At 61.8% G+C, this 25,227-nt stretch carries 26 protein-coding genes; 13 read left to right on the forward strand and 13 right to left on the reverse strand.

From position 1 onward, the window contains the following. Positions 1-9 precede the first annotated feature (9 nt). Positions 10-2,229 carry an ATP-binding protein gene (locus O3303_RS08690; RefSeq protein ID WP_269561668.1) on the reverse strand — a complete coding sequence of 740 codons (2,220 nt, stop codon included), beginning with the start codon at positions 2,227-2,229 and terminating at the stop codon, positions 10-12. A 90-nt stretch (positions 2,230-2,319) separates the two neighbouring features. Further along, entirely contained in the window at positions 2,320-2,763 is a 444-nt protein-coding gene (locus tag O3303_RS08695; RefSeq protein ID WP_269561669.1) for a PaaI family thioesterase, read from the reverse strand. A gap of 124 nt (positions 2,764-2,887) precedes the next feature. On the opposite strand from O3303_RS08695, the gene O3303_RS08700 reads away from it, so the two are divergent. The 4 genes from O3303_RS08700 to coaD all read left to right on the forward strand — a co-directional run bounded on the left by O3303_RS08700 (position 2,888) and on the right by coaD (position 5,606). After that, a complete protein-coding gene (locus O3303_RS08700) occupies positions 2,888-3,487 on the forward strand; it encodes a DUF4126 domain-containing protein (protein WP_269561670.1) in 600 nt (199 codons plus the stop codon). 68 nt (positions 3,488-3,555) lie between these two features. Next, positions 3,556-4,062, forward strand: a complete 507-nt coding sequence (locus O3303_RS08705; protein ID WP_269561671.1) for an NUDIX domain-containing protein — start codon at positions 3,556-3,558, stop codon at positions 4,060-4,062. 71 nt (positions 4,063-4,133) lie between these two features. Then, positions 4,134-5,042: a DUF3822 family protein gene (locus O3303_RS08710; protein ID WP_269561672.1), complete on the forward strand. Its 909-nt coding sequence runs from the start codon at positions 4,134-4,136 to the stop codon at positions 5,040-5,042. 90 nt (positions 5,043-5,132) lie between these two features. Then, positions 5,133-5,606, forward strand: coding sequence for a pantetheine-phosphate adenylyltransferase (gene coaD / locus O3303_RS08715; RefSeq protein WP_269561673.1), 474 nt, complete (start codon positions 5,133-5,135; stop codon positions 5,604-5,606). Positions 5,607-5,674: 68 nt separating this feature from the next. Here coaD and O3303_RS08720 read toward each other — a convergent pair whose 3' ends face one another. Both O3303_RS08720 and O3303_RS08725 read right to left on the reverse strand, forming a co-directional pair. Beyond that, complete coding sequence (locus O3303_RS08720) at positions 5,675-6,160, reverse strand: hypothetical protein (RefSeq protein ID WP_269561674.1); 486 nt, start codon at positions 6,158-6,160, stop codon at positions 5,675-5,677. A gap of 23 nt (positions 6,161-6,183) precedes the next feature. After that, positions 6,184-6,885: an NUDIX hydrolase gene (locus O3303_RS08725; RefSeq protein ID WP_269561675.1), complete on the reverse strand. Its 702-nt coding sequence runs from the start codon at positions 6,883-6,885 to the stop codon at positions 6,184-6,186. Between the two features lie 219 nt (positions 6,886-7,104). Here O3303_RS08725 and O3303_RS08730 point away from each other — a divergent pair, with 219 nt between their 5' ends. Then, a complete protein-coding gene (locus tag O3303_RS08730; protein WP_269561676.1) occupies positions 7,105-7,599 on the forward strand; it encodes a metallophosphoesterase family protein in 495 nt (164 codons plus the stop codon). Between the two features lie 159 nt (positions 7,600-7,758). Here the strand turns inward: O3303_RS08730 and O3303_RS08735 are convergent, their stop codons facing one another. Continuing rightward, on the reverse strand, positions 7,759-7,923 hold the full coding sequence (locus tag O3303_RS08735) for a hypothetical protein (protein WP_197062863.1): 165 nt from the start codon (positions 7,921-7,923) through the stop codon (positions 7,759-7,761). A gap of 99 nt (positions 7,924-8,022) precedes the next feature. Between O3303_RS08735 and O3303_RS08740 the strand changes: the two genes are divergently transcribed. The 3 genes from O3303_RS08740 to O3303_RS08750 all read left to right on the forward strand — a co-directional run bounded on the left by O3303_RS08740 (position 8,023) and on the right by O3303_RS08750 (position 10,486). Next, on the forward strand, positions 8,023-9,054 hold the full coding sequence (locus O3303_RS08740; protein ID WP_269561677.1) for a threonine aldolase family protein: 1,032 nt from the start codon (positions 8,023-8,025) through the stop codon (positions 9,052-9,054). A gap of 100 nt (positions 9,055-9,154) precedes the next feature. After that, a complete protein-coding gene (locus tag O3303_RS08745) occupies positions 9,155-9,820 on the forward strand; it encodes a metallophosphoesterase (protein ID WP_269561678.1) in 666 nt (221 codons plus the stop codon). 33 nt (positions 9,821-9,853) lie between these two features. Continuing rightward, positions 9,854-10,486, forward strand: a complete 633-nt coding sequence (locus O3303_RS08750; RefSeq protein ID WP_269561679.1) for a DNA-3-methyladenine glycosylase family protein — start codon at positions 9,854-9,856, stop codon at positions 10,484-10,486. Between the two features lie 109 nt (positions 10,487-10,595). On the opposite strand, the gene O3303_RS08755 is transcribed toward O3303_RS08750, so the two are convergent. Together O3303_RS08755 and O3303_RS08760 are read right to left on the reverse strand one after the other, a co-directional pair. Continuing rightward, a complete protein-coding gene (locus O3303_RS08755) occupies positions 10,596-10,790 on the reverse strand; it encodes a hypothetical protein (protein ID WP_269561680.1) in 195 nt (64 codons plus the stop codon). A 14-nt stretch (positions 10,791-10,804) separates the two neighbouring features. Next, entirely contained in the window at positions 10,805-11,731 is a 927-nt protein-coding gene (locus O3303_RS08760; protein ID WP_269561681.1) for a DUF58 domain-containing protein, read from the reverse strand. 308 nt (positions 11,732-12,039) lie between these two features. On the opposite strand from O3303_RS08760, the gene O3303_RS08765 reads away from it, so the two are divergent. The 4 genes from O3303_RS08765 (at position 12,040) to O3303_RS08780 (ending at position 14,771) form a co-directional block, all read left to right on the forward strand. Continuing rightward, positions 12,040-12,381, forward strand: coding sequence for a DUF3276 family protein (locus O3303_RS08765; protein ID WP_269561682.1), 342 nt, complete (start codon positions 12,040-12,042; stop codon positions 12,379-12,381). A gap of 376 nt (positions 12,382-12,757) precedes the next feature. Further along, complete coding sequence (ychF, locus tag O3303_RS08770) at positions 12,758-13,855, forward strand: redox-regulated ATPase YchF (protein WP_269561683.1); 1,098 nt, start codon at positions 12,758-12,760, stop codon at positions 13,853-13,855. 158 nt (positions 13,856-14,013) lie between these two features. Next, positions 14,014-14,223, forward strand: coding sequence for a zinc ribbon domain-containing protein YjdM (locus O3303_RS08775; protein WP_269561684.1), 210 nt, complete (start codon positions 14,014-14,016; stop codon positions 14,221-14,223). 71 nt (positions 14,224-14,294) lie between these two features. Continuing rightward, positions 14,295-14,771: a hypothetical protein gene (locus O3303_RS08780; protein WP_269561685.1), complete on the forward strand. Its 477-nt coding sequence runs from the start codon at positions 14,295-14,297 to the stop codon at positions 14,769-14,771. Between the two features lie 64 nt (positions 14,772-14,835). Here the strand turns inward: O3303_RS08780 and O3303_RS08785 are convergent, their stop codons facing one another. The 5 genes from O3303_RS08785 to O3303_RS08805 form a co-directional block, all read right to left on the reverse strand. Then, positions 14,836-16,302: a M48 family metalloprotease gene (locus tag O3303_RS08785; protein ID WP_269561686.1), complete on the reverse strand. Its 1,467-nt coding sequence runs from the start codon at positions 16,300-16,302 to the stop codon at positions 14,836-14,838. Positions 16,303-16,418: 116 nt separating this feature from the next. Then, the gene (locus tag O3303_RS08790) at positions 16,419-17,708 is read right to left on the reverse strand and encodes a cation:proton antiporter (protein ID WP_269561687.1); all 1,290 of its coding nucleotides are present in this window, start codon (positions 17,706-17,708) and stop codon (positions 16,419-16,421) included. A gap of 91 nt (positions 17,709-17,799) precedes the next feature. Further along, the gene (locus O3303_RS08795; protein ID WP_269561688.1) at positions 17,800-19,149 is read right to left on the reverse strand and encodes a type IX secretion system plug protein; all 1,350 of its coding nucleotides are present in this window, start codon (positions 19,147-19,149) and stop codon (positions 17,800-17,802) included. Between the two features lie 307 nt (positions 19,150-19,456). Continuing rightward, on the reverse strand, positions 19,457-21,670 hold the full coding sequence (gene katG, locus O3303_RS08800; RefSeq protein WP_269561893.1) for a catalase/peroxidase HPI: 2,214 nt from the start codon (positions 21,668-21,670) through the stop codon (positions 19,457-19,459). Between the two features lie 469 nt (positions 21,671-22,139). Next, the gene (locus O3303_RS08805; protein WP_269561689.1) at positions 22,140-24,050 is read right to left on the reverse strand and encodes an ABC-F family ATP-binding cassette domain-containing protein; all 1,911 of its coding nucleotides are present in this window, start codon (positions 24,048-24,050) and stop codon (positions 22,140-22,142) included. A 79-nt stretch (positions 24,051-24,129) separates the two neighbouring features. Between O3303_RS08805 and O3303_RS08810 the strand changes: the two genes are divergently transcribed. Then, positions 24,130-24,540: a hypothetical protein gene (locus O3303_RS08810; RefSeq protein WP_269561690.1), complete on the forward strand. Its 411-nt coding sequence runs from the start codon at positions 24,130-24,132 to the stop codon at positions 24,538-24,540. An 8-nt stretch (positions 24,541-24,548) separates the two neighbouring features. Here the strand turns inward: O3303_RS08810 and O3303_RS08815 are convergent, their stop codons facing one another. Then, entirely contained in the window at positions 24,549-25,148 is a 600-nt protein-coding gene (locus tag O3303_RS08815; RefSeq protein ID WP_269561691.1) for a Uma2 family endonuclease, read from the reverse strand. Between the last annotated feature and the right edge of the window lie 79 nt (positions 25,149-25,227).

Consider the following 25,227-nt stretch of genomic DNA (forward strand, 5'->3'; position numbering starts at 1 on the left):
ACCGGCAGCTCAGCCCACGGGTAGCGTCACGATAAACTCGGTGCCCTGCCCGGCCGCCGGCCCCACCCGCAGCGTACCGCCGTGGCTCTGCACGATGTCGTAGGACAGGGAAAGGCCCAGGCCGGTGCCTTCACCCAAGGGCTTGGTAGTGAAGAAGGGCTTGAACACCTCGCCGCGAATTTCCTCCGGGATGCCAGGGCCGTTGTCGCGCACGCGCACCTGCACGGAGCCGTTGTGCTGCATGCTGCTGATGTGCACACGCGGGCTGTAGCCGGTTTCGCCGGCTTGCTGGCGCTGCAGCACCGCGTAAAAGGCATTGGTGAACAGGTTTAGCAGCACGCGGCCCAGATCAGGAGGCATGGCGGAGACAAGAGGCAGATTGGGGGCCAGCGCGGTTTCGACCTGTATGTTCGAGGTCTGGCCCCCGGGCGCCTGGCTTTGGCGGGCCAGTTCCAGATACTCCAGCACCAGGGCGTTGAGGTCGGTGGGCAGGCGCTGGCCGTTGCCGCTGCGGGCGTGCTCCAGCATGTCACGGATAATGCCCGAAGCCCGCAGCCCGTGCTGGCTGATTTCCTGCAGATTCTGCCGGAGCCCACTCCGGATTTCCTGCTCCAGGCCCGGCGCATCGGCCTGCTGGCCCATGTTGTCGACCAAGGAGGTGCTCACCTCCGCAAACCGCTTCATAAAGCTGAGTGGGTTCTGCAGCTCGTGGGCAATCCCCGCCGACAGCTCCCCCACAAACGCCCACTTCTCGGCGGCTACCAGCTGGCTTTGGGTTTGGCGCAACTGAGCCAGAGTGCGCCGGTTGAGGCGCAGCTGCCGATACAGCCCCACCCCCAGAACCGAAATCAGCACGAGGGCGGCCACGGCCACGGCCAGCAGCTGGCTGCGCTGGTGCAGCCGCAGCGCCTGCACCTCTTTCTCGTGGCGCAGGTTGGTGATTTCCTCGTTCTGGGCCTGCTCCACCCGTTCGGCCTCGTACTGGGCCAGCAAGTCAACGCCCTGGGCAGTGTTGAGGGTATCCTGCAGGGCCAGGTAGGCCAGGCTGTAGTGCCGCGCGGCGGCGGGCGTGCCGTGCGCGGCCTCAAAGCGGATCAGCTCCCGCAGGTACTGGGGGCGCAGCATCTGCAGGTTGGAGGCCGTAGCCCGCGCGTAGGCCTGCCGCCAACGAGCCGCCGCCGCCGGGTAGTGTTGGCGGGCAGTGTGGTAGCGGGCCCAGGTGGCATCCAGAGAAAACTCACCGGGCCGGCCGGTAATCTGCATCTGGAGCGAATCGGCAAGCTGCTGGGCCCGCGTGAGCAGCGGCCCTGCCGCCGCCGCCTGCTGCCGGGCCAGCAGCAGCTCACTTTGCAGCAGCAGTGCATAGGCCGTATACTGGGCGGCGTTCAGCTGGGCGTGGCGGGCGGTGTGGGTGGCTTTGGCCACGTAGCGGGCCGCCGCCGCGGTATTGCCCTGCTGCAAATACAGCTTGGCAATGGCGCGCTCTGAGTAAAACTGCTGCAGGCCGCCAATGCGGGCCTGGTCGTTGCGGCGCGACGCCAGCTGCAGATACTGCAGGGCTTTGCGCGGGTTGCCCCACTCGGCGTAGGTGTTGCCGGCCACCATCAGCTCGTTGCTGTAGAGGCGGCGGTGGAAGTGCCGGAACAGGTCGGCCGCACGCAGGTAATGGCTAATGGCTTGGTTGAAGTTGCCGCGATGCCGGTAAGAGCCGCCCAGCACCAGATGGCACGCGGCCTCATTTTCCGGGGAGCCGCCGGCCACCTTATACTGCCGCAGCTTGCGCTGAAAGTAACTCATGCGGCCCTCCGACTCGTGCAGCTCGTTGTAGACGGGCGCCAAATCAATCAGCAGCAGCGGCACGGGCTGCCCGCTTTGGTCGAACAGCTCGATGGCCTGCTGCAAAGCGACCAGCGCGGGGCCGGGCCGCTGCTGCAGCCAGTGCTGCAGGCCGGCCTGCAGCTGCCGGTACGGCGCCTCCTGGGGCAGCTGATGGGTGCGGGCATTCAGGCGCAGCAGCTCCGCCACCAGGCCGGCGGCCTGCTGGCGGTGGCTGGGCTCGGTCAGTTCCGTCACGTGCAGTATGTGCGCCAGCGTCCGGACGCGGGCCGTGTCGGCGCGCTTCCCGGCCAGCACCTGCTGCAGCGAGTCAGCATCAGCATTCCAGTACCCCGGCTGCGCCCGCAACGGAAACCCGAGCAGCAACAGCCCTATGGCAATAATCCATTTCATACAGTAGCCCGCAACCAGGGCAATATATGTTGTCTGGCGGCAAATAATGTGGGGAGAATTCGGCGGATTCCGGCACCGGCACGGCAGTTTCTACCCCTGCGGCTCCACCACGGCCATCGTGGCCGTGGCCTTGGCAATCAGCTTGTCGTCGCACCATACCTCCGACTCGCAGAAGTGCAGGCGGCGGCCGGCCTTCAGCACCCAGCCCACGGCGCGCAGCTTCTGCCCGATGCCGGGGTGCAGGTAGCTGGTTTTCAGCTCCACCGTCACCACGCCGGTGCCGTCGGGCACGAGCGTAACGGCCGCAAAACCGGCCACCAGGTCGGCCATGGTGGCCACGAGGCCACCGTGCGCGAAGCCAGTGTGCTGCTGGTGCTGCTGCTGCAGCGTCACTTCGGCTTCGATGCGGCCCGGCTCGATGCGGGTGAGGTCGGCGCCGATAAGGTGCATGAAGTGCTGGCGCGTGAGCTTGCGGCGGATCCGGATTTCGAGCGAGTCGTCGGCGGCGGGGGTGGTTGGCGTGGTCGGGTTCATTGCTACAAAGGTCGGTAGTTGGCGGGCGTTGTTGGTGGTTTGATTTTCGTTTTTCGGCGTTTGTTTTTCGATATTGATTGCGGACTTCCGCCGACCATCGAAAACCAAACCACGCCAAACGACTATGCAACCACAGGAGTATTTATTGAGCGGGGCCCTGGGGCTGGCCCTGGCGGCGTGCAGCGGCTTTCGGGTGTTTGTGCCACTGCTGGCCGCCAGCCTGGCTTACCGGACCGGTGTGCTGGCGCCGTCGGCGGGGTTTGCGTGGCTGGGCTCGTGGGCCGCGCTGGGCGTGCTAGGCACAGCCACGGTGGCCGAAATCCTGGGTTACTATTTTCCGGTGGTCGATAACGTGCTGGATACTATCACCACGCCCGCCTCGTTTATTGCCGGCACCGTGCTCATGACGGCCGCCCTGCCCGACCTCGACCCGGTACTGCGCTGGGGCCTGGGTGTGCTGGTGGGCGGCGGCACGGCCAGCATGGTCCAGACGGGCACGGCGCTGCTGCGGGCCGGCTCCACGGCGGCCACGGCCGGCCTCGGCAACCCCGTGCTGGCCACCGCCGAAAACACGCTGGCCATCCTGGGCTCGGCGCTGGCGCTGCTGCTGCCCGTGGTAGCTGCCGCCCTCATGCTGGGCGTGGTGCTGTATATTGCCACCCGGCTGCGGCGCTGGCGGCAGCGGCGGGCCGCTCGTCGCCCGGCGGCCAATGGCTTGTCCTGAGGCGGCGCCGTTGCGCCGTTGCGGGCCGGGCTTCCTGTTCCTACTCTATCTACCTATCACACTTTTGCATGGCTACTGAATCTCTTTCCGCCCGCGACCTGCTGAGCGCCTACACCGGCCAGGTGCGGGTGCGGGTCTGCGGCCTCCTAGTGCACCACGACACGCTCCTGCTCACGGCCCACCGTGGCCTGCTGCCCGGTGAAGCCCCGTTCTGGTCGCCGCCGGGCGGCGGCTGGCAGTTTGGCGAAACCATCCAGGAATGTCTGCGGCGCGAGTTTCGGGAAGAAACCGGCCTCGACGTAACCGTAGGCCGATTTCTGCATCTGCACGAATACAAGGCCGACGACCTGCAGGCCATTGAGCTGTTTTTTGAGGTGACGCCCGACGACCCGGCCGCCGTGCCCCGCCTCGGCTCCGACCCCGAGCACGCCGCCGGCGAGCAGCTGCTCACGCAGGTAGCCTTCGTGGCGCCGCGCGAGCTGGTGGTGCTGCCCGCGGCCCAGGTGCACCCCATGCTGCGCCAGATCATCAGCCCCGACGACGTGTTCATCCCGCAGATCCGCTTCCAGCGGTAGCCCGCAACCCCCGGCTGGCCGCGCTGGCCGGCTTTTGTACCTTTGCCGCTTCCGCCTCCACTCCTGCTGCTGTGTCTTTCGCTTTTCCTGCTTCGCCTGCTGTGCCTGCTCCGTCGTCTTTGCCTGCGCCCACGGTGCTCCACCGCCTGCGCGATGAAACCCTGACCCCGGACAACCTGGCGGCGTACAACCTCTACCTCACGGCCGGCGCGGCCGGGCTGCGCCTGGGCATCACGGAAGTGCGCCGCAACAAGTTTGTGGTGCTGGAAGAGTACGCGCCGCAGGCTGCCACCTCGCTCAGCGGGCAGCTGCAGGCCCTGGCCGCCCACCACGACCTGCTGGGCCGGGCCGGCTGGAACCACGTGCGCCTGGCCGTGCAGAACCGCCACTTCACGCTGCTGCCCGCTCCCCTGTTCCGGTCCGGCGACGAGGCCGCCTACCTGCGCCTGCACCACACCGTAGACCCGCAGCACGAAACCGTGCAGGCCTACGCCCACCCCGGCCGGGAGCTGGTCAGCATTTTTGCGGCCGAAAAAGCGCTGCTTGAGTGGTTCCGGGGCAACTACCCGGGCGGTACGCTGCTGCACCAAACCAGTGCCCTGCTCGAAGGCCTCATGCACCAAAGCGACGCGGCCACCCCGCGCCGCCTCTACCTTAGCATCAGCCACCTGGAGCTTACCGTCGTCGTCATCCGCGACAAGCGGCCGGAGTTCTGCAACGTGTTTGCCTTCAGCTCGCCCGAAGACCTGATCTACTACACCATTCTGGTGATGCAGGAGTTTCAGCTCAACCCCGACCAGGACCCCGTGATGGTGTGGGGCGACCTGATGCACGATTCCGAGCTGTTCACCGTCCTGCGCAAGTACATCCGCCACATCAAGTTCGGCAACCGCCCCTTCGACCTCGGCTACAGCTACCGCCTCAACGAGCTGTTCGAATACCGCTTCTTCGAGCTCTACAGTCTGCACCTGTGTGAGTAGAGTAGCTGAGTAAGGGAGCAATTGAGTGAAAGGGTTGCTCCATACTCCCAATACCTACTCAGTTACTCCCTTACTCAGCTACTCTCTCCCATGCGCATTGCCCTGTTTCCCGGCTCCTTCGACCCGTTCACCAATGGCCACCTCGATGTGGTGCGGCGCGGCATCTCGCTGTTCGACCAGATTATCATTGCCATCGGCAACAACAGCAGCAAGAGCCGCTACCTGCCCGTCGAGCAGATGATGGAGATGATTGCCGAAGTGTTCCACGACGAGCCGCGCGTATCGGTGCAATCCTACAAAGGCCTCACGGCCGACTACGCCCGCGAAACCGGGGCCCGCTACCTGCTGCGCGGCCTGCGCAACACCACCGATTTCGAGTACGAAAACACCATCGCCCAGGCCAACCGCCACGTCAACCCCGATCTGGAAACGGTGTTCCTGATTACCTCGCCGTCCCTGGCCGCCATCAGCAGCACCATCATCCGCGAAATCCACCGCTTCGGCGGCAACGTCGACGACTTCGTGCCCTTTGCCTTGCCGACGGCTGAACCAATTAAGAATTAAAAATGAGCCGTTCAACATCCCTGGTGGAATCGTTGAACGGCTCATTTTTAATTCTTAATGCTCAATTTTTAATTCTTCTTCACCACCCGCACGCCGATGGTGCTGCCAGGGTTGCGCGGGTCCGTAACAGGCTGCACGGTGTAGGCGGGGTCGGTGAGGCTGAGGTTGGCGCGGCGCATGAGCTCGTCTTCGTCGCTACCCAGCACCACGATGTCGTTGACCTTGCGGGTGCGGGCGTTGAAGGTGGCCACGATGGTGGTACCGTCTTTCTCAAACGTGTTGATCCAGTCCTGGCCTTTCGTGGACTTCATCTGCTCCGCCGTCGGTTCCAGCCCGATTTTCTGGTCTTTGGTTTCGCGCGGCGTGCCCAGGCTGCGGCGCAGCTGGTCGATGTTGCGGCCTACCAGCAACGGCATGTTCAGGCTATTGGCGGGCACGGCCTCAGCGCGGCCCGTAACGGGCGTACCGGTCTCGGAGGCCGACTGCGTGCCGGTGCAGGCAGCCAGGCTGCCCAGCAGCAACAATACGGGTAACGAGCGGGACGCAAAACGCATGAAAATGGAGCTTGGAGTGGCAGTTATTTAGCGGAGGATTCCGAGACAGGCATTGAGCCGGTGGTTTCGCTCAAGTAGTGGCGCATCACCAGCGCAATGCTGGCATACGACTCGTCGAGGACTCTCAAGGCTTCCTGTGGCGTCATCCAGCGCACTTCCTCGATATATTCCTCCGCTTGAGGCTTCATCAACGAGTCGTCGAGGCAGCTCATGACGTACCAGTCGGTTTTCTTGAGAATCTTGTTGCCGTTATAGGCGTAGGAGTGCCAGGTGCTGGGCAGCACGTCGCCGAGGCCCACCTTGATGTTGCACTCCTCCTCCACCTCGCGCAGGGCGCCCAAGGCTGGGTCTTCCTCCTTTTTGAGCTTGCCCTTGGGCAAATCCCATTTCCCGAGGCGGTAGATCATGAGCACCTTGCCATCCTTCACCACGAGGCCACCGGCGGCTTTCACAATACGGAACTGGTCTTTCAGGTGCAGGATTAGGCGCTTTTTCTTACGGGCCAGCATGGTCAGCGACTTCAGCTTTTTGAGCTTCTTCACTTCCATCAGCCGCAGCAGCCGATCCACAAACACGTCCGTGACGTCGCGCACCAGCACGTCGCCCACCAGGTCTTTCGAGATAAACTCGTCTTCCGGGTTCAGAATGAGGTCGTACTTGTGCTTGTACACTTTCTCGCTGTTCTTTTTGATGATCAGCGGTATATCGTTGATGAAGACGTTCATCGCGGGGCAATCAGGAGAGGCAACAATGGGGAATCCGGGCTAGGCTGGCCGCAAAGCACAGCATAAATCCTGGCAAACGGAAACCCGCCGCAGGACGGGCAAGATACGAGAAGCGCCCGGTTGTGTTGCCGGCTACCCCGGATTAGGCTCCGTAATTTCGGCGCGCCGCCGGGCCGACGTCCGGTTTCGGAGCCGCGGCGGCGCTTGTATCTTCGGCGCATGAAAAAAATCGGCCTGCTCTCCGACACCCACAGCCACCTCGACGAGCGGATTCTGCACCACCTGCAGGGCTGCGACGAAATCTGGCACGCCGGCGACTTCGGCACCTCAGCCGTAGCCGACGAGCTGGCGGCGCTGGCCCCGCTACGGGGCGTGTACGGCAACATCGACGGCCGCGACGTGCGCCTCATGCAGCCGCTGGTGCAGCACTTCGAGTTGGAAGGCCTGCGCGTGCTGATGACGCACATCGGGGGCTACCCCGGCCACTACAGCCCGGCCGCCCGCCCCCTGCTGCAGGAGCACCGGCCGGGGCTGTTCATCAGCGGCCACTCCCACATCCTGAAGGTCATGCCCGACCCGCGGCTGCAGCTGCTCCACCTCAACCCCGGCGCCGCCGGCCGCCACGGCTTCCACAAAGTGCGCACTCTGCTGCTGTTTGAAGTAGCCGAAGGCAAGGTGCAGCAGCTGCAGGTGGTAGAGTTGGGGCCGAAGTAGCATAGGCTTCAGCCTGTGCCGGATTTTGGCTGCTGTTCGGCACAGGCTGAAGACTATGCTACATAAAAAGAAAGCGTCTTCCCTTTGCAGGGAAGACGCTTTGGAGATGCTGACCAGAACCCACCGACGCCGAGGGCGGGTGTGCCAGACGGGCGTTAGTTACGCCGCCGTCGTAGCTTCGCTCTTGTTGAAGCGGGCTTTCAGCTCTTCGATGTCCACGTTCTTCAGAACGGGAGTCAGCAGGAGCTGCTTAATTACGCGCTGCTTGTTGTTGGCGCGGGCAATGTTTTTGCGGTGCTTCCGCTTCAGACGGGTAGTGCTCATTTTTTCCGGGTCGGTTAAGGTCTTTCTGTAAACGAGGGGCAAAAGTAACGACTAAATTTGAAACCGGGAAGTCTTTCCCCTTTTTACCCTATCTATTCCATGTCTGCTTCTGTAATCGACCTGCGTTCCGACACCGTAACGCGCCCCACCCCTGCCATGCTGGAGGCTATGTTCCAGGCTCGCGTCGGCGACGACGTGTATGAGGAAGACCCCACCGTGCGGGCCCTGGAGCAGGAAGCTGCGGCCCGCTTTGGGCTGGAGGCCGGCCTGTTCTGCCCCTCCGGCACCATGACCAACCAGATTGCCATCAAGGCCCACACCGAGCCGCTGAGCGAAGTAATCTGCGAGCAGACCTCACACATTTACCTGTGGGAAGTGGGCGGCATTGCCTTTCACTCGGGCGCCTCGGTGGCACTGCTGCCCGGCGAGCGGGGCCGCCTGACGGCCGCGCAGGTGGAAGCCGCCATCCGGCCCCAGAACGTACACTACCCCACCACCAGCCTCATCAGCCTCGAAAACACCCACAACCGCGGCGGCGGTAGCTGCTACCATCTGCCAGAGCTGGCCGCCATTGCCGACGTGGCCCAACGCCACCAGATTCCGCTGCACCTCGACGGGGCGCGCATCTTCAACGCGCTGGTGGCCACCGGCCAGGACGCCCGCGAGTACGGCCGCCTGTTCGATACCATTTCGGTGTGTTTGAGCAAGGGGCTGGGCGCGCCGGTGGGCTCAGTGCTGCTGGGCAGCCAGGCGTTCATCCAGAAAACCAAGCGCATCCGGAAGGTGATGGGCGGCGGCATGCGGCAGGCCGGCTACCTGGCCGCCGCCGGCCTCTACGCCCTGGAGCATAACGTAGACCGCCTTCAGGACGACCACCGCCGCGCCCGGCAGCTGCGCGACACGCTGCAAACCCAGCCCTACGTGGCCGAAGTGCTGCCCGTGGAAACCAACCTCGTCATCTTCCGCCTGCACGAAAGCATGCCCGCCGAGTCGTTTCTGGCCCGGCTGGAAGCGCAGGGCATCCGGGCTTCGTCGTTCGGCCCGCAGTTTATTCGCTTCGTTACGCACCTCGATATCGATGATGCCATGGTGGCGCGCATTGGGGCGGCCCTGCAGCAGCTGGCTGCGTAGAATCCTGTAGAAAGGTCTCGGCAATGGGGTGAGGCCGGCATTTGCCGCGCTCCGCCCCATTGCCGAGACCTTTCTGGCAACAGGGCATTTTTATGCGATTATGACGGAATCGAATGTATTTGTTATCGGAGATGTGCACGGCTGCCGGGCTACGTTCGAGGAGCTGCTGGGCCACTGGCAGCCAGCCACCGAGCGGCTGGTGCAGGTTGGCGACCTAGTAGACCGGGGCCGGTTTAGCCCGGAGTGCGTGGCGCTGGCTATTTCGCTGGAAGTGCGCCACCCGGGCCAGACGGTGTTCCTGAAAGGCAACCACGAGGCCGGGATGCTGCAGCACTTCGGGCCGCACGGGCCGCACGCGCCCTGGCTGGAGTGGGGCGGCCGCAGCACCGTGGCCCAGTATCGGGCGCGCCCGGCGCTGCTGGCGCCCCATTTGGCGTGGCTGAGCCAGCGCCCTCTGTACTGGCAAAACGACCACCTGCTGATCAGCCACGCCGGCTTTGCCGATACGCCTGATCCGCTCGATGAAGCCAACTTCGATGGGGTGCTCTGGCGGCGGGGGCCGCTGCGCCCCGTGGGCCGGCGCCAGGTAATCGGGCACACGCCCACCACCGGCCAGCCCACCTTCGACCCCATCACCAACGTGCTCAACGTAGATACCGGGGCCGTTTTCGGGCAGTGCCTGACGGGTGTGCGCCTCACAGCCAAGGGCGAGCTGCTGGCCGAAATAGCCGTACCGACCCACCCTTCCGACCTGCCCACTCCCTAGCCGACGCAGCTACCTTCTTCTCCCTTTCTGCCCATGTCTACCCCCGCTTCTACCCCTGACGCCGCCGTGCAACACCTGTTGCAGGCCGACCCCGTGCTGGCCGGCCTCATCCGGCAGGGCCGCCCGATTGCGCCGTCGCCGCACGAAGACCTGTACCTGGCGCTGCTGCGGGCCATCGTGAGCCAGCAGATTTCCACGAAGGCGGCGGCGGCCATCTGGCGCAAGGTACAGGCCCTGTTTCCGCCCGATGGCTACCCCGAGCCGCTGGCCATAGCAGAAATGACCGAGGAAGATTTGCGCACGGCCGGCATCTCGCGCCAGAAAGCGGGCTACCTGAAAGCCATTGCCGACTTCGCCCTGCGCGACCAGCTCGACCACGCCCACCTCAGCCAGCTATCCGATGACGACTTCACCCGCCACCTCACCCAGATCAAAGGCGTCGGCCGCTGGACAGCCCAGATGCTGCAGATGTTTGCTTTGGACCAGCCCGACGTGTTTGCCGAAGGCGACCTTGGCGTGCAGAACGCCATGCGCCGTCACTACGGGCTGGAAGAAACCGGCCGGGCCCTGCTCAAGCGCATGACAGAAATAGCCGAGCCCTGGCGACCCTACCGCAGCCTGGCCTGCAAATACCTCTGGCAGTCACTGGACAACCCGCCTGCGTAACGCGAAGCTCCCGCTTCTGCAAACGAGCGAAGCGAGTATCCGGCACCGCGCCACTTGCGCCAACGCCAGCTACTCGCTTCGCTCGTACGCGGAAGCGGGAGCTTCCGCGTTACAGGTCTTCGCGGCGGCGGGCCTCGCGCAGGCTAGCCGCTATAGCTATAAATATGCCCAGCAGTGGCAGGCAGAAGCCAATCAATAGCCAACGCTTGAGCGGCCGGCCGTACATGTGGGCAATGTAAGCCGTTACCAGCGCCGAAAACGACGCCACCAGAAACAGCCCAATGACCAGTGCAAGTTCATCCATGCCGTAAAGGTAGCTTAGCGCACTTTCCCGCGCTTCACCATGTAGGCGTAGAGCACCTTGTCGAACGGCTCGCGGATGTCCACCGGCACAAAGTCAATCTTGTACTGCCCGCAGCGCAGGGCCAACTCGTGCTCGTAGGCCCGCATGGCCGCGCGGTACTGCTCGCGCACCTGAGCTGGCTGCAGCTTCAGCGTTTCGCCAGTTTCGATGTCCTCGAACAGGTAGGGCCGGTCCTGGAAGTCGAAGTTGGCCTCGGTGGCGCGGTCCATCACGTGGAACAGCAGCACCTCGTGGTGCTGGTGGCGCAGGTGCTGCAGGGCGGCCAGCGTGGCGGTCTGCTCCTCGGGTGCCCGGCCCAGCATGTCGGAGAACAACACCACCAACGAGCGTTTCGGGATTTGCTGGGCGATGGTATGAATGACGCCGGCCACATCGGTGGTGGCGGTGGCACTGGCCGCCGCCGGTGGCCGCTCCAGCTGCTGCTGCAGGGCCAGCAGCAGCGTGTGGCGGTGGGTGCTGGTGGAGCGCACCGGCGTCTGCAGCTCCACTTTGTCGCTGAACGTGACCAGCCCCACGGCGTCGCGCTGCTTCTGCAGCAGCGTGGTGAGGGCCGCCGCGCACAGCACCGCAAACCGCAGCTTGTCGTGGCCGGGCGCCGGATAATACATGCTGGCACTCACGTCGAGCAGCAGGTGGCAGCGCAGGTTGGTTTCCTCTTCGTAGCGCTTCACAAACAGCTTGTCGGTGCGGGCGAAGATCTTCCAGTCGAGATGGCGGGTGCTTTCGCCAGGGTTATAGAGGCGGTGCTCGGAAAACTCCACCGAAAAGCCGTGGTACGGCGATTGGTGCAGGCCCGTAATGAAGCCTTCGACCAGCTGACGGGCCAGAAATTCCAGGTTTTCAAACGAGCGGACTGCCGCGAGGTCAAGGGGTTGGGCCATGCAAATACGGAGGAGGCAATGCCTGCCGGAACGCAACGGATCCGGCTTGCTTTCCCAAAGAAACAAATTACCGGACAAGGTGGCCCGGCCATAGTATTAATCTAATATAATCCTGCTTTTGATTTGTACCCGTCAAAAGCAGGCTACCACCTCAATCAGGGCCGGCCAGCACAAAAATCCGCATTCTGGTAGACAGTCAAGGGTTTAGCAAAATATGGCTGCCTGGAAATTTTTATATCCGACGCAGTAGTTGTACTTTGGCCTGAAATTCAACCATCTTGGAATAACAAAAATTTACAGAAGGCACCGTGGAAGAACGTCACGACCAAGAAGAGATTTACTCCCAGCGCATCAAAGCAGGCAAGCGCACGTACTTTTTCGACGTGAAAGCCACGCGTGGACAGGACTATTACCTGACCATCACGGAAAGCAAGCGCAAGCTCCGCGACGATGACACCTTCTCCTACGAGAAGCACAAGATCTTCCTTTATAAGGAGGACTTTCTGAAGTTCGTGGATGCCCTGCAGGACGCCGTGGAATACGTGCGCGAAGAGCTGCTGACCGCCGAAGAAGTGGCCGAGCTTGACCGCCCCCGCCCCGCCTATGAAGACCGCGAATTCAACCCTAACCGCGCCGACGACAACTTCTAAGCCGCCAGCCTACCGAAACACAGCATACTCTCTCCCCTTTCCCTGACCCGATTTAATGCACAACGGCGTGCCCGGCTTTGGCCAGGCACGCCGTTGTGCATTAAATAAAATCAGAGCGAATAATACTGGCTGACCAGGAGCAGCACGCCTGCGGCCAGGTAGAAACCCAGGCGCTGCAGCTTATGAGCGGGTTTGTGGTGTTCACACATGACCGCCTAACAGCGGCCGGGCCGGGTTGGGTTCAGTGGCGGGCCCACTACTTGCCGCAGACGCCGCACAGCCGTGCTTTCCCCGAAAAAGCCCCGTACCTTTGCGCCACGAATCCGGCCATATGACCGGATTTTCTTACTCACTCAGTCACTCAATCACCTCTTATATGGGTCTCCGCTGCGGTATCGTCGGCCTGCCGAACGTCGGCAAATCCACGCTTTTCAACGCCCTTTCCAACGCCAAGGCCGAATCGGCCAACTATCCGTTCTGCACCATCGAGCCGAACGTGGGCGTGATTACCGTGCCCGATGAGCGGCTGCAGATTCTGGAAAAGCTGGTGAATCCCAAGCGCGTGCTGCCTACCATCATTGAGTTCGTGGACATTGCCGGCCTCGTGAAAGGTGCCAGCAAGGGAGAAGGACTGGGCAACAAGTTCCTGGCCAACATCCGCGAGGTAGACGCCATCATCCACGTTATCCGCTGCTTCGACGACCCCAACATCGTGCACGTAGCCGGCGGCGTTGACCCCGTGTTCGACAAGGACGTTATCGACACCGAGCTGCAGATCAAAGACCTGGAAAGCATCGATAAGAAGCTGGCCAAGTCGGAGCGCTCGGCCAAGAACGGCGACGCCGTGGCCAAGAAGGAAGTGGCCGCGCTGCAGCGCTTCAAGGATGCTTTGGAAGCCGGCCAGAACGCCCGCGCCCTCACGGTTTCGGCCGATGAGCTGGAGGCCGTGGCCGATCTGCAGCTGCTCACCATCAAGCCCGTGATTTACGTGGCCAACGTGGACGAGGCCAGCGCCATCAGCGGCAACGCCCACACGGCCGCTTTGCAGGCCCACGTAACGCAGGAAGGCGCCGAGGTAGTGCTGGTATCGGCCGCCATCGAGTCGCAGATTGCCGAGATGGAAGATCCCGAGGAAAAGGAGATGTTTCTGGGCGAGTACGGCCTCACCGAGTCGGGCTTGAACCGCCTGATCCGCGCTTCCTACACCTTGCTCAACCTGATTACCTACTTTACAGCCGGCGTGCAGGAAGTACGCGCCTGGACCGTGCATCGCGGCGACAAAGCCCCCGCAGCAGCTGGCGTCATCCACTCCGACTTCGAGAAGGGCTTCATCCGGGCCGAGGTCATCAAGCTGGCTGACTACCAGGAGTACAAAACCGAGGTAAAGATCAAGGAAGCCGGCAAAATGGCCGTGGAAGGCAAGGAGTACGTGGTGCAGGACGGCGACATCATGCACTTCCGCTTTAACGTATAGTTGAATACACCTGCCCGACCGTCATGCTTGATCTGGCGTCCGCTTGTCGAAGCATCTCTACCGCTTCGTTGTAGTGTCGATTAGTTAGCACTACGGTAGAGATGCTTCGACAAGCTCAGCATGACGTTCTATTTTTCACACCAATAGCCGCCCTTCCCATGGACGTAAAAGACAGCAACGGCAACCTGCTCGCGGAAGGCGATTCGGTGACGCTCATCAAGGACCTGAAAGTGAAAGGCTCCTCGCTCACGCTCAAGCGCGGCACGGTGGTCAAGAACATCCGCCTCACCAACAGCGCCGCCGAAGTTGAAGGCCGCGCCGGTGGCAGCACGATGGTGCTCAAAACCGAATTCCTGAAGAAGGCCTAACGCCGTTTCTTCAGCGGCAACCAGTAACTTAAGCGCCCCAGCCGAACGATTCGGCTGGGGCGTTTTGCATTATGATGGCAACGAAACACGTGCTTGGGTTTTTACTTGGCTGCCTCTCTGTATCAGCCTGCCAGCAGAAGCCTGCTTATCTGCATGAAACCGGGCTTTTAGTGATGGATAAAGCCCGAAATGACAATAGTTTCGACTATTTTATTCCGTGCACTTTCAACGATACTCTCTCGTTCGGTCAAAATGTTCGTTCGATCGGTGAACACAAAGCCCGACATATCAGTACAGGTGCACTCGAATTTGCGTTGCTAAACGTTTCCTGGCCCAGTACGCCTGATTCATTTTATGTAAAGAGCAGTTGGGAACAACGCTCCTACCTGTCTGCGGTGGAGTTAACGCTAAAACGCGTGGACGATTCATCGGAGAACACACTAAATGATATTGACCCAATAAAATTGGCTGGAAGCATATCTGTCAGCCAATTTTATTCTGGGCACTATCGGATAGTGCGAGCCAAAAAGATAATTCTAATTGAGTAAACCAAAACCGGCCCCTAGAAATTGATTCTAGGGGCCGGTTCTGGTTTCTGCGCTTCTATTGAATCTACTTTCCCACCACTTTAAACAGCATTCCAGCCGTCATCTTATCAGTGGTTTTCATGCCGTTGAGGATGGCCATTTCCTCGTAGCGCTTGCTGGAAACGCCGTTGGCGGCGAGGGCAGAGGCTAGGGTCTGGCCGGCTTTGGCGGTTTTGATGCGGATGCGCTCGGGCTGGCGGTTGATTTTGCTGGCGTCGGTGAGGCGGCGGAAGCCCTGGGCCGTGCGCTGGAAGGTGCTGCCGTAGGTGCCGAGGGTGCCGGGGCCGCAGAGGCCTACCAGCGCGTAAATCGTCTGGCCGTCCTGGATGAGGTAGGTCAGGGAACTGGCCGTGACGCCCTGCTGGCCGGTCTGCTGGTCCTGCCCTACCTGGTCGCCCTGGATAATCATGGCCGGTAAGCCGTTGACGGTGGTTTTCTGGGCCTGGGCGTTCTGGAGCTTGAGCTGTTCGGCCAGGGCCTGGGTGGTTTCATCGAGGCCTTTGTTGCCGGCGGGCAGCAGAATCTGCACGGCTTTGCCGTTGGGCTCGGCCATCTGAAACTGGCTCGGCGAGTTCTGCGACTTCCAGCCCTGCGGCACCGGGAACTGGAACTTCAGGTCGGGGTGGTAGAACACGCTGTTTTCTACGTAGCCTTCGCGCGGGTTGTCGCCGTAGGGCAGGCCCTCAATCAGGCGCAGGTACTGGTCGCGGTTGACGGCCAGTTGGCGGCCGGCCTGCTGCTCGGCCTGGGCGGCCAGCTTTTTCACGTTGGTATAACGGTCGGCGGAGTTGGGGTGCGACGACAGAAATGACGGCACGGTAGCCGCACCGCTGCTTTGCTCGGTACGCGAGAGGGTCAGGAAGAAATCGGCCATGGAAGCCGGGTCGTAGCCGATTTTGCTGGAGTACTTCACGCCCAGCTGGTCGGATTCGGTTTCATCGTCGCGGCCGTATTTCAGCAGCCCGATGCCCACCACCTGCGAGGCCGGCTGGGCCAGCGAAGCCACCCGCTTCGACAGGATGGAACCCAGAATCAAGGCGCCGTTGGCAATGGTGGAGCGGGTCTGCTGCTTCTGGCCGTGGCGGGCCGTGATGTGCCCGATTTCGTGGCCAAGCACCCCACTGAACTGCGCTTCGTTGTTGAAATGCGCCAGAATGCCCCGCGTGAAATACACGTGGCCATCGGGCGTGGCAAAGGCGTTAATGATGGGCGAATCAACCACCGTAAAGCCTTTCACGTCGGCTGGGCGGTCGGAGATGCGGCCCATCTGCATGCCTTTCTGGTCGATGTAGCTCTGGAGCTTGGCATTATCGAGCAAACCGAACTGGGCAATTACCTGCGGATCGGGCTGCGCGCCCTGCACGGGCAGCGCTACGGCGGCCGTGGTAGCCGACGGCTGCGGGACCGGGGCGGAAGTCAGGAAACGTGCGCCGGCGGCCGGCAGCAAAGCCAGCGCCGCACCGGCGTACAGCAAGGAAGAGGGAGTAGGCATGAGCAAAGAGAGTGAGCGTGGGAAGGGGAGGTTACGCGCAAGATACGCCTGCAACGAAGCCCGATGGTGACAAGGTTACAGTTCCTGCTCCTCGGCCAGACCAATTCCGTGCCGGATCAGTTGCGGGGGTGCTCCGGGGCGGCCTGCTGCTGCTCCTCCAGCTCCCCAGCCGTGGGCCGGCCATGCCGCCGATCGAGCCAGTCCATGACGGGCGTGGCCAGCGTGCCGTGCAGAATGATGGACGTGAGCACCGTGAAGCCGGTAATGGCCCACAGCTGCCGGCCATCGGCAAACTGCGCTTCATGCAAAGCAAAGGCCAGGTAGAAAAACGAGCCGATGCCCCGGATGCCGAAAAAGGAAATCACCAGCCGCTCGGGCCACGTTACGCGGCTGCGCCCCAGGGTGAGGATGCCGCCCATGGGGCGCAGAATCAGGAGCAGAAACAGGCCCAGGGCCGCGCCGGTCCAGGTGAGCGGGGCCAGCAGCCCGCGCACAATGGCCCCGCCGAACAGAATCAGAATCACTACAATGAGCAGGCGCTCCAGTTGGTCGGTGAATTCGTGCATCTCGGTGTGGTACTCGTGGCTCCGCTCATGGCTGCGCAGCGTCACGGCGGCCACAAACACGGCTAGAAACCCGTAGCCGTGCAGCAGCTCGGTCACGCCGTAGGCCGTGAGCGTGACGGCCAACGCCACAAACCCGTAGGCCTCGGGGTTGATCCGGACGCGGCGGGGCAAATCAAAAATCAGAAACGACAGCGCCAAACCGGCCAGCCAGCCGGCCAGCACGCCCATGCCGGTGCGGTAGAGCACGTCCATCCAGGCCCAGTGCAGCAGCTCCTGCCCCAGGTGCAGCGACGAGGCCGCCAGCACCACCAGGGCCAAGTGCACAAACGGGAAGGCCAAGCCGTCGTTGAGGCCGGCCTCACCAGTCAGGGCGAAGCGCACGTTGTCTTCGCGGCCCTCGCCGGGGTTGCCCACCTGCACGTCGCCGGCCAGTACGGGGTCGGTGGGGGCCAGCGTGGCAGCCAGCAGCAGGGCCGACGCCGGCACCAAGCCGCCCAGCTTCCAGGCTACCACCGCAAACACGGCAATGGTAATGCCCATCAGCACCATTACCAGCTGCAGCGGGGCTCGCCAGCGCCAAAGGGAAAACTTACGGTCGATTTTGAGCCCCGTACCCGTGAGGGCCACCGTCACGCAGATTTCGGTGAGGTGCATAGTGAAGGTGGAGTGCTCGTTGGGGTCGGGGTTGGGCAGGCCCAGCGGCAGCCAGAACACCAGCATCCCCAGGCCCACAAACAGAATGGGATACGAGAGGGGAAACTTTTTCAGCAGGGAAGGCAGCCAGGCCACGGCCAGAATGGCCACGCCCAGTATCACCAGGATCAGGTTGTAGTGCGACATGCAACAGCAGGCTCAGCGGAGCAGAATATATATGCGGAACTGCAGTTTTACGCAGCCGCGGCCGTTTCGACTGATTCCGGCCGGTGCTGCCCTACGGCCGGCGGCGGTTTACGTCGAGGCTCTGGTAGCCGATGAGCAGGTCGGCGCGGGTGCCGGGCGGGCGGTAATACACCAGCAGGTCATATTGGTTTTCGGTTTCCTGGTTGCTGCCTTCCCACACCACGCTGTTAAGCCCCTGGGGCGTAGCGGTGGCGTACACGTAGTTGTAGTAGCCCTGCTTGAGCAGCGCGTGGCCGGTGTAGCGCTGGTTTTCCGCGTCGTAGGTCATCCGGAACTCGTCTTTAAGCTGCCAGTCGGTGAGGGCCCCGAGCACGTACACGGGGCCGGCGGCGGGCTGCTCGGCTTTCAACTGAAACGTCACGTCGAGATAGTCGGCGTTGGTGGCGCCGTTGCCGTACTCGCGGCTTTCAATCACGCGCTGGCCGTTGATGTCGTCGAGCTGGGTATAGGCGCGGCCGTTGCGGGTGCCATCGAGCTGCAGCAGCGCCTGCCGGGGCGAGGTTTCAGCATCCAGCTGCGCCACCCCGATACCCAGGCTCCGGAACGTGCGCAGGTCGAAGAAGCGGAACTCGCTCAGGGCCGGAAAGGCGTTTTCGAAGTTGAAATACTGGTAGTCGAGCTGCCGGTCGATGTCGCGCACGAAGGTGGGGCGCAGGTTGTATTTGGCGTTGTCCCAGCGGTAGTTCTGGCGCAGCACCACTTTCACTTCCTGGGCCGGGTTCACGAGCTGCATGTTGTAGCGTATGCCAAAATCGATCTGCTGCAGCGTGTAGCGCTCCTGCCCCGCCACCGGAATGCCCTGCTTCATCGAAATCTGCACGCTGTTGTCGTACACCAGCAGGCGGCGGCTGAGCAGCGGCGTGCCGCCCGGGCTTTGCACCACCAGCAGGTAGTTGCCGCTCAGCTTCACGCGCGGCACCTGCAGGCGGTAGTGGTAGTAGGGCACCTTGGTATTGACGGAGGTGCGGTAGTTGGTGATGAGAATCTCGTTTATCTCGTTCAGAAACTGGATATCCGTCAGAATAGAGGGCTTCCAGTCCAGGTCGCAGTGTACGAGCTTGGCCGTGAGGCGCTGGCTCTGGTCGCCGAGCAGGTCGAACTCCAGGGCAATGGGCTGCTCCTGACTGAGCGGCACCACCGGCGGCGTGAAGATTTCGTTGGTGCTGCCCGACTGCACGTAGCACTGCACGCTGCGCACGTTAGGGTCGTAGGTCTGGTCCTGGTAGCGCAGGGTTTTGTCGGCGTAGTATTCGGGTGGCGCGGTGGCCTGGCCGGGCGTGGCAGGCCGGCGGGCGGCGTTGGGGTCGGTGATGGGCGTACCGAGCGGCACACACGCCGTGGCCAGCAGCAACAAGAAAGCAGGAACGAGGCGGTGGAGCATAAGGGCGAATGTAGCGCGAAGCGTTGGCTTCGTGGTTCAGAAAACGGGAAATACCGAGAGGAAGACCTGATAGAAACTACTCGGCGAAACGCAAAGTAAAGGCGTCACTCTACAGCACGGATTGTAGCGCGCAGCCTTTGCTTCGCGTTTCGCAGAACAAGTTACTTTTTAGCGAATGCCTGCTGGTCATCAACGATACGCGAAGCAAAGGCTGCGCGCTACAGCACAACGCCCCGCCCAAAGCATACAGCTTTGAGCGGGGCGTTTTACTATCCGTTACTATCCGGGCGGCTGGCCGCCTACATCATTAGTTCTGATGCAGGTCGAAGCGGTCCAGGTTCATCACCTTAGTCCAGGCGGCGATGAAGTCGCGCAGGAACTTGGGCTGGGCGTCGTGGGTGCCGTACACTTCGGCCACGCCGCGCAGCTCCGAGTTCGAGCCGAAGATCAGGTCCACGCGGGTACCGGTCCACTTCACTTCCCGGGTCTTCCGGTCGCTGCCCTCGAAGAGCTCATCGGCTTCCGAAGTAGCTTTCCAGGTGGTGCCCATGTCCAGCAGGTTCACGAAGTAGTCGTTGGTGAGCTGGCCGGGACGGTCGGTGAACACACCATGCTGCGAGCCGTCGTAGTTGGCATCAAGCACGCGCAGACCACCCACCAGCACCGTCATTTCGGGAGCCGTCAGGGTCAGCAGCTGAGCGCGGTCGATGAGCATGGCTTCGGCCACGGCCTCGTGATAAATAGCCAGGTAGTTGCGGAAACCGTCGGCGTTGGGCTCCAGGGCCTCAAACGACTGCACGTCGGTCTGCTCCTGGGTGGCGTCGGTGCGGCCGGCGCTGAAAGGCACCTGCACCTCGTGGCCGGCCGCGCGGGCCGCCTGCTCGATGCCGGCGCTGCCGCCCAGCACAATCAGGTCGGCAAGGGAAACCTGCTTGCCGCCCGTCTGGCTGGCGTTGAACTCCTGTTGGATAGCCGTCAGCTTGTCCAGCACCTTATCCAGCTCGGCGGGGTTGTTGGCCGTCCAGTACTTCTGGGGCACCAGCCGGATGCGGGCCCCGTTGGCCCCGCCGCGCTTGTCGGAGCCGCGGAACGTGGAGGCCGAAGCCCAGGCCGTACGCACCAGCTGACCTACCGTAAGGCCGGAGCTCAGCAGCTTGTCTTTCAAAGCAGCCACGTCGGCCTCGTCAATCTGCTCGTAGGTGGCGGCGGGCACCGGATCCTGCCAGATCAGCTCCTCGGCGGGTACGTCGGGGCCTACATAGCGGGAAATCGGGCCCATGTCGCGGTGCGTGAGCTTGAACCAGGCGCGGCTGAAGGCATCGGCAAACTCCTCGGGGTTTTCGAGGAAGCGACGGGAAACCTTCTCGTAGGCCGGGTCCACGCGCAGGGCGAGGTCGGTGGTGAGCATGAACGGCGCGTGCTTCTTCGCGGGGTCGTGGGCATCCGGAATCAGGCCTTCGCCGCCGTTGTTTTTGGGCTTCCACTGGTGCGCGCCGGCAGGGCTCTTGGTCAGCTCCCACTCAAACTCAAACAGGAACTTGAAGTAGTCGTGGCCCCACTGGGCGGGCGTGGAGGTCCAGGCGCCTTCCAGGCCGCTGGTGATGGTGTCGCCGGCGTTACCGGTGCCGTAGGAGTTCAGCCAGCCTTTGCTCTGCTCGGCAATGCCGGCCGCGGCGGGCTCGTGGGTGATGTACTTGGCGGGGTCGGCGGCACCGTGGGTTTTGCCGAAGGTGTGGCCGCCGGCAATCAGGGCCACCGTTTCCTCATCGTTCATGGCCATGCGGCCGAACGTTTCGCGGATGTCGCGGGCCGAAGCCATCGGGTCGGGGTTGCCGTTCGGGCCTTCGGGGTTCACGTAGATGAGGCCCATCTGCACGGCTGCCAACGGCTTTTCCAGCTGCCGGTCGCCGGAGTAGCGCAGGTCGCCACCGAGCCACTCCTTCTCCGAGCCCCAGTAGATTTCGTCCAGCGGCTCCCACACGTCGGCGCGGCCACCCGAGTAGCCGAACGGCTTCAGGCCCATCGACTCCAGCGCGCAGTTACCGGCCAGAATCATCAAATCGGCCCAGGAAATCTGGCGGCCGTACTTCTGCTTCACGGGCCACAGCAACAGGCGGGCCTTGTCGAGGTTGGCGTTATCGGGCCAGCTGTTGAGCGGGGCGAAACGCTGCATACCCGAACCGGCGCCACCGCGGCCATCGGCAATGCGGTAAGTGCCGGCGCTGTGCCAGGCCATGCGGATGAAGAACGGGCCATAGTGGCCGTAGTCGGCGGGCCACCAGTCCTGGGAAGTGGTCATCAGCTCGAACAGATCCTGCTTCACAGCGGCCAGGTCGAGCTTCTTGAATTCCTCTACGTAGTTGAAGTCCGGGTCCATCGGGTTCGACAGCGCCGACTGCTGCCGCAGGATGTTGAGCCGCAGCTGGTTGGGCCACCAGTCGCGGTTGCGGGTGCCGCTGCCGGCGGTCTGCTTCAGCTGCCCGCCCATTACCGGGCACTTAGCCACGGAAGTGTCGTTCATGAAGTACTCGGTGGTGTTGTTCTCGGGGGCGTGCCCCTTCTGTTCGTGCGCCATGGGGTTGTTTGGGATGGTTTGAACGTAACGCTGAAAAGACGCTTGCTAACCAGTTTTCCGTCCGCCGACGGCAACCGGTACGACTCCAATACAAGCCCCAACCGGGGCTGTTTGTTGTCGGGCTCAAAAGTAGTCAATGCCACCCAGATAAGAATCATTCTTATCTGGAAAGACAAAATATAGTTGGTAAAGGAGCTGGTATCGTCCCGGTGTAGAGACGCGTATTCGCGTCTCACTCGTTGCTGACGTTGTTTATCTGGCGCGGATCCGGCCGTTCAATGACGAGATGTGAATACGCGTCTCTACATCGTTCAATGCTGCACTGTTAGTACATCGTGCCCCGGAAAACGCGAAACGCCCCGCCGGAAGCACGTGGCTTCCGACGGGGCGTTTCGTTATTGGTAACTGCGGACAATTACATTTCGGCCAGCATTTCCCAACGGTCGTTGAGTTGGGCCAGCTCCTTTTTCACCTGCTCGAACTTCAGCGTGGCGTCTTTCAGCTGCGCGGCGTTCTGGTAGATCTGTGGGTCGGCCAGCTGCTTTTCGTAAACGGCCAGCTCTTTTTCCCGCTCGTCGATTTTCTTTTCTATTTCGGCAAGCTCCTTCAGGGCTTTCTTCTGGTCGGGGGAAGGCGTTTTGGCCGGGGCGGCTTCTACCTTCTTTTCCTCTTTCGGAACGGGTTTCGCGGCCGATGGCGAAGGCAGGCCGGCTTTCTTGGCGGCCTTCTCCCGGTCTTCCTGCCATTGCTCGTATTCGGCGTAGGTGCCGGGATATTCCTTGAGCTGGAAGTCCTCGATGTACCAGATTTTGTTGGCCACGTTCTCCACAAAGAACCGGTCGTGACTAATCACGATGTAGGTACCCTGGTATTGGTCGAGCGCCTGAATCAGGATGTTCACCGACTGCATGTCCAAGTGGTTGGTCGGTTCGTCGAGGAGCAGGAAGTTGGCCTCGGAAATCAAGGTTTTGGCCAGCGCCACGCGGCTTTTCTCGCCGCCGCTCAGCACCTTGATTTTCTTGTACACTTCCTCGCCCGTGAACAGAAACGAGCCCAGCACCGAGCGCAGCTCCATTTCGGAGCGGCGCGAGCCGGCCTCAATCATCTCCTGCAGAATCTCGTTCTCGACGCGCAGACTTTCCAGCTGGTGCTGGGCGTAGAACGACATGATGACGTTATGGCCCAACTGGTGGTTGCCGTTGGTGGGCGCCTCCTGGCCGGCCACCAGCCGCATCAGCGTGGATTTGCCCTTGCCGTTGGCGCCAATGAGGGCAATTTTGTCGCCCCGCTCGATGTGCACGTGGGTGTCGCGGAAGATAATTTTCTCGCCGTATTTCTTGCCCACGTGCTCCATGCGCAGGATGTGGCGGCCGGGCGCTACGGTGAAGTTGAACTTGATGTTCACCTTGGCATCGTCGCCGGCTACGTCCTCGATGCGCTCCAGCTTGTCCAGCGCCTTCACGCGGCTCTGGGCCTGCTTGGCTTTGCTGGCTTTGGCCTTGAAACGCTCAATAAACCGCTCAGCCTGCTTGATCTGGGCCTGCTGGTTCTCGAAAGCGCCTTTCTGAATCAGGTTGCGCTCCAGTTTCTCCTCAATGTAATACGAGTAGTTGCCGGCGTACGGCACCAGTTTGCCGCCCGTCACTTCCACGGTGGTGTTGGTGGTGCGGTCCAGGAATTCCCGGTCGTGGCTTACGATGATAACCGCGCCTTCGTAGCCGGCCAGGTAGTTTTCAATCCACTTGATACTCGGCAAGTCCAGGTGGTTGGTTGGTTCGTCGAGGAGCAACAGGGAGGGTTGCTGAAGCAGGATTTTGGCCAGCATCACGCGCATGCGCCAGCCACCTGAAAACAGCTTCAGCGGGCGCTGCAGCTCCTCCGTAGTGAAGCCCAGACCTTCCAGAATCTCCTCAGTGCGGGCCTGCATGGTATAGCCGCCCAGCGACTCGAACCGCTCCTGCAGGTCGGCCAGCTTCTCCACCAAATCGTCGGTGTAGTTGGTTTCAAACTCCAGCAGGATAGCGTCGATCTTCTTCTGCAGCTCCAGGGCCTCCGAAAACGCCTGCATGGCCACTACCAGGATGGATTCGTGCGAGTCGTAGCTGAGCAGATCCTGGTTGAGGAAGCCTAGGCTCACGTCTTTGCTCATGGAGATGCTGCCGCCGTCGGGCTTATATTCGCCCACCAGAATGCGCAGCAGCGTGGATTTGCCCCGGCCGTTAAGCCCGATCAGGCCAATCTTATCCTTGGGTTTGATGTGCAGGCTGGCCTTGTCGTAGAGCGTACGGGAGCCGAAATGGAAGTCTAAGTCGCTAATGGAAATCATTCTGCTTTGCTGGGTCTGAGGCCGCAAAGGTACGGGTTTGAGACGATGCAATTCTGACTACTCTACAACAAGGTATACTATGCGCTACCAACAGCTCAACCACGACTGGAATGCTGACCCGAATGCTCCGGAGCCACACCTGACCGTCGCAGGCCAGACTGTGCAGCTTGAGTTTTACCTGAATGCCTTCCAGTTCGCGCAATTTCAGGAAGGCGACAAGGCGTGTCTGACGTTCCGGAACTGCCACAAGTATTCCTTTAACACGCTAAACGATGAAGGCTATTATAGAGGGCAGCACCGCTACAACGACCAACAATTGCCGTGGGGAGAATTTTATGAGCTGTTTACCGACTGGCAGACTGACTTTCCTCAAGATGCCTTTACTCTTGGGTCAGTCGCTGGATCCACTCAGCTTCACCAATTTGTGTTTTTCCTGAGAGACAACACCTTCGAATGCGTGGCGGAGAGCTGGGATTTTCAACGGAGTTAGGCCGTTTCCTACACGCCCTCGAACACCTCCGCCCACTCCATCTGCAGCTCCGGCAGCGTAGCCACCGGAATCAAGCCGGGCGTGTAAAATTCGCCTCGTAGCTGGTAGCGGCCGGCTTCGTCGAGCAGGTATACAATGATGTTTTTCTGTTCCGGCGCTACCACCCAGTATTCCAGCACGCCGGCTTCTTCGTAGAGGTCGAATTTCTCCTTGGTGTCGCGCGAGATGTTGCCGGCACTCAGGATTTCGATGATCCAGTCGGGGGCGCCGAGGCAGCCCCGGTCGTCGAGCTTCTGCGGGTCGCAGATGACGCATACATCGGGCTGCACCACGGTTTCGATGCTGGCGTCACCGTTGGGCGTGCTGCGGGTGAGGCGCACGTCGAAGGGAGCATGATACATCTTGCAACTTTTGCCGCGCAAAAACTGCATAATCGGCAGCTCGATATTGCGCGTTATATCCTGGTGCCTACGCTTGGGCGCGGGGCTCATCAGGCGCACTTTACCCCGGATCAGCTCCACCCAGTCGGTCAGCTGCCAAGTCAGGTAGTCGGCATAGGTATAGCGGCGCGAGAGGTCCAGTTGCGACACGTCGGTGATGAGAGCCATACTTTCAACTGCGTAAGTGATAGGCAAAGATATGTGCTGGCCGGTACTATCAAGTGATTGACAGGCCAAGGCCTGCCTC

It is taken from the genome of Hymenobacter canadensis (assembly GCF_027359925.1).
GTDB lineage: Bacteria > Bacteroidota > Bacteroidia > Cytophagales > Hymenobacteraceae > Hymenobacter > Hymenobacter canadensis.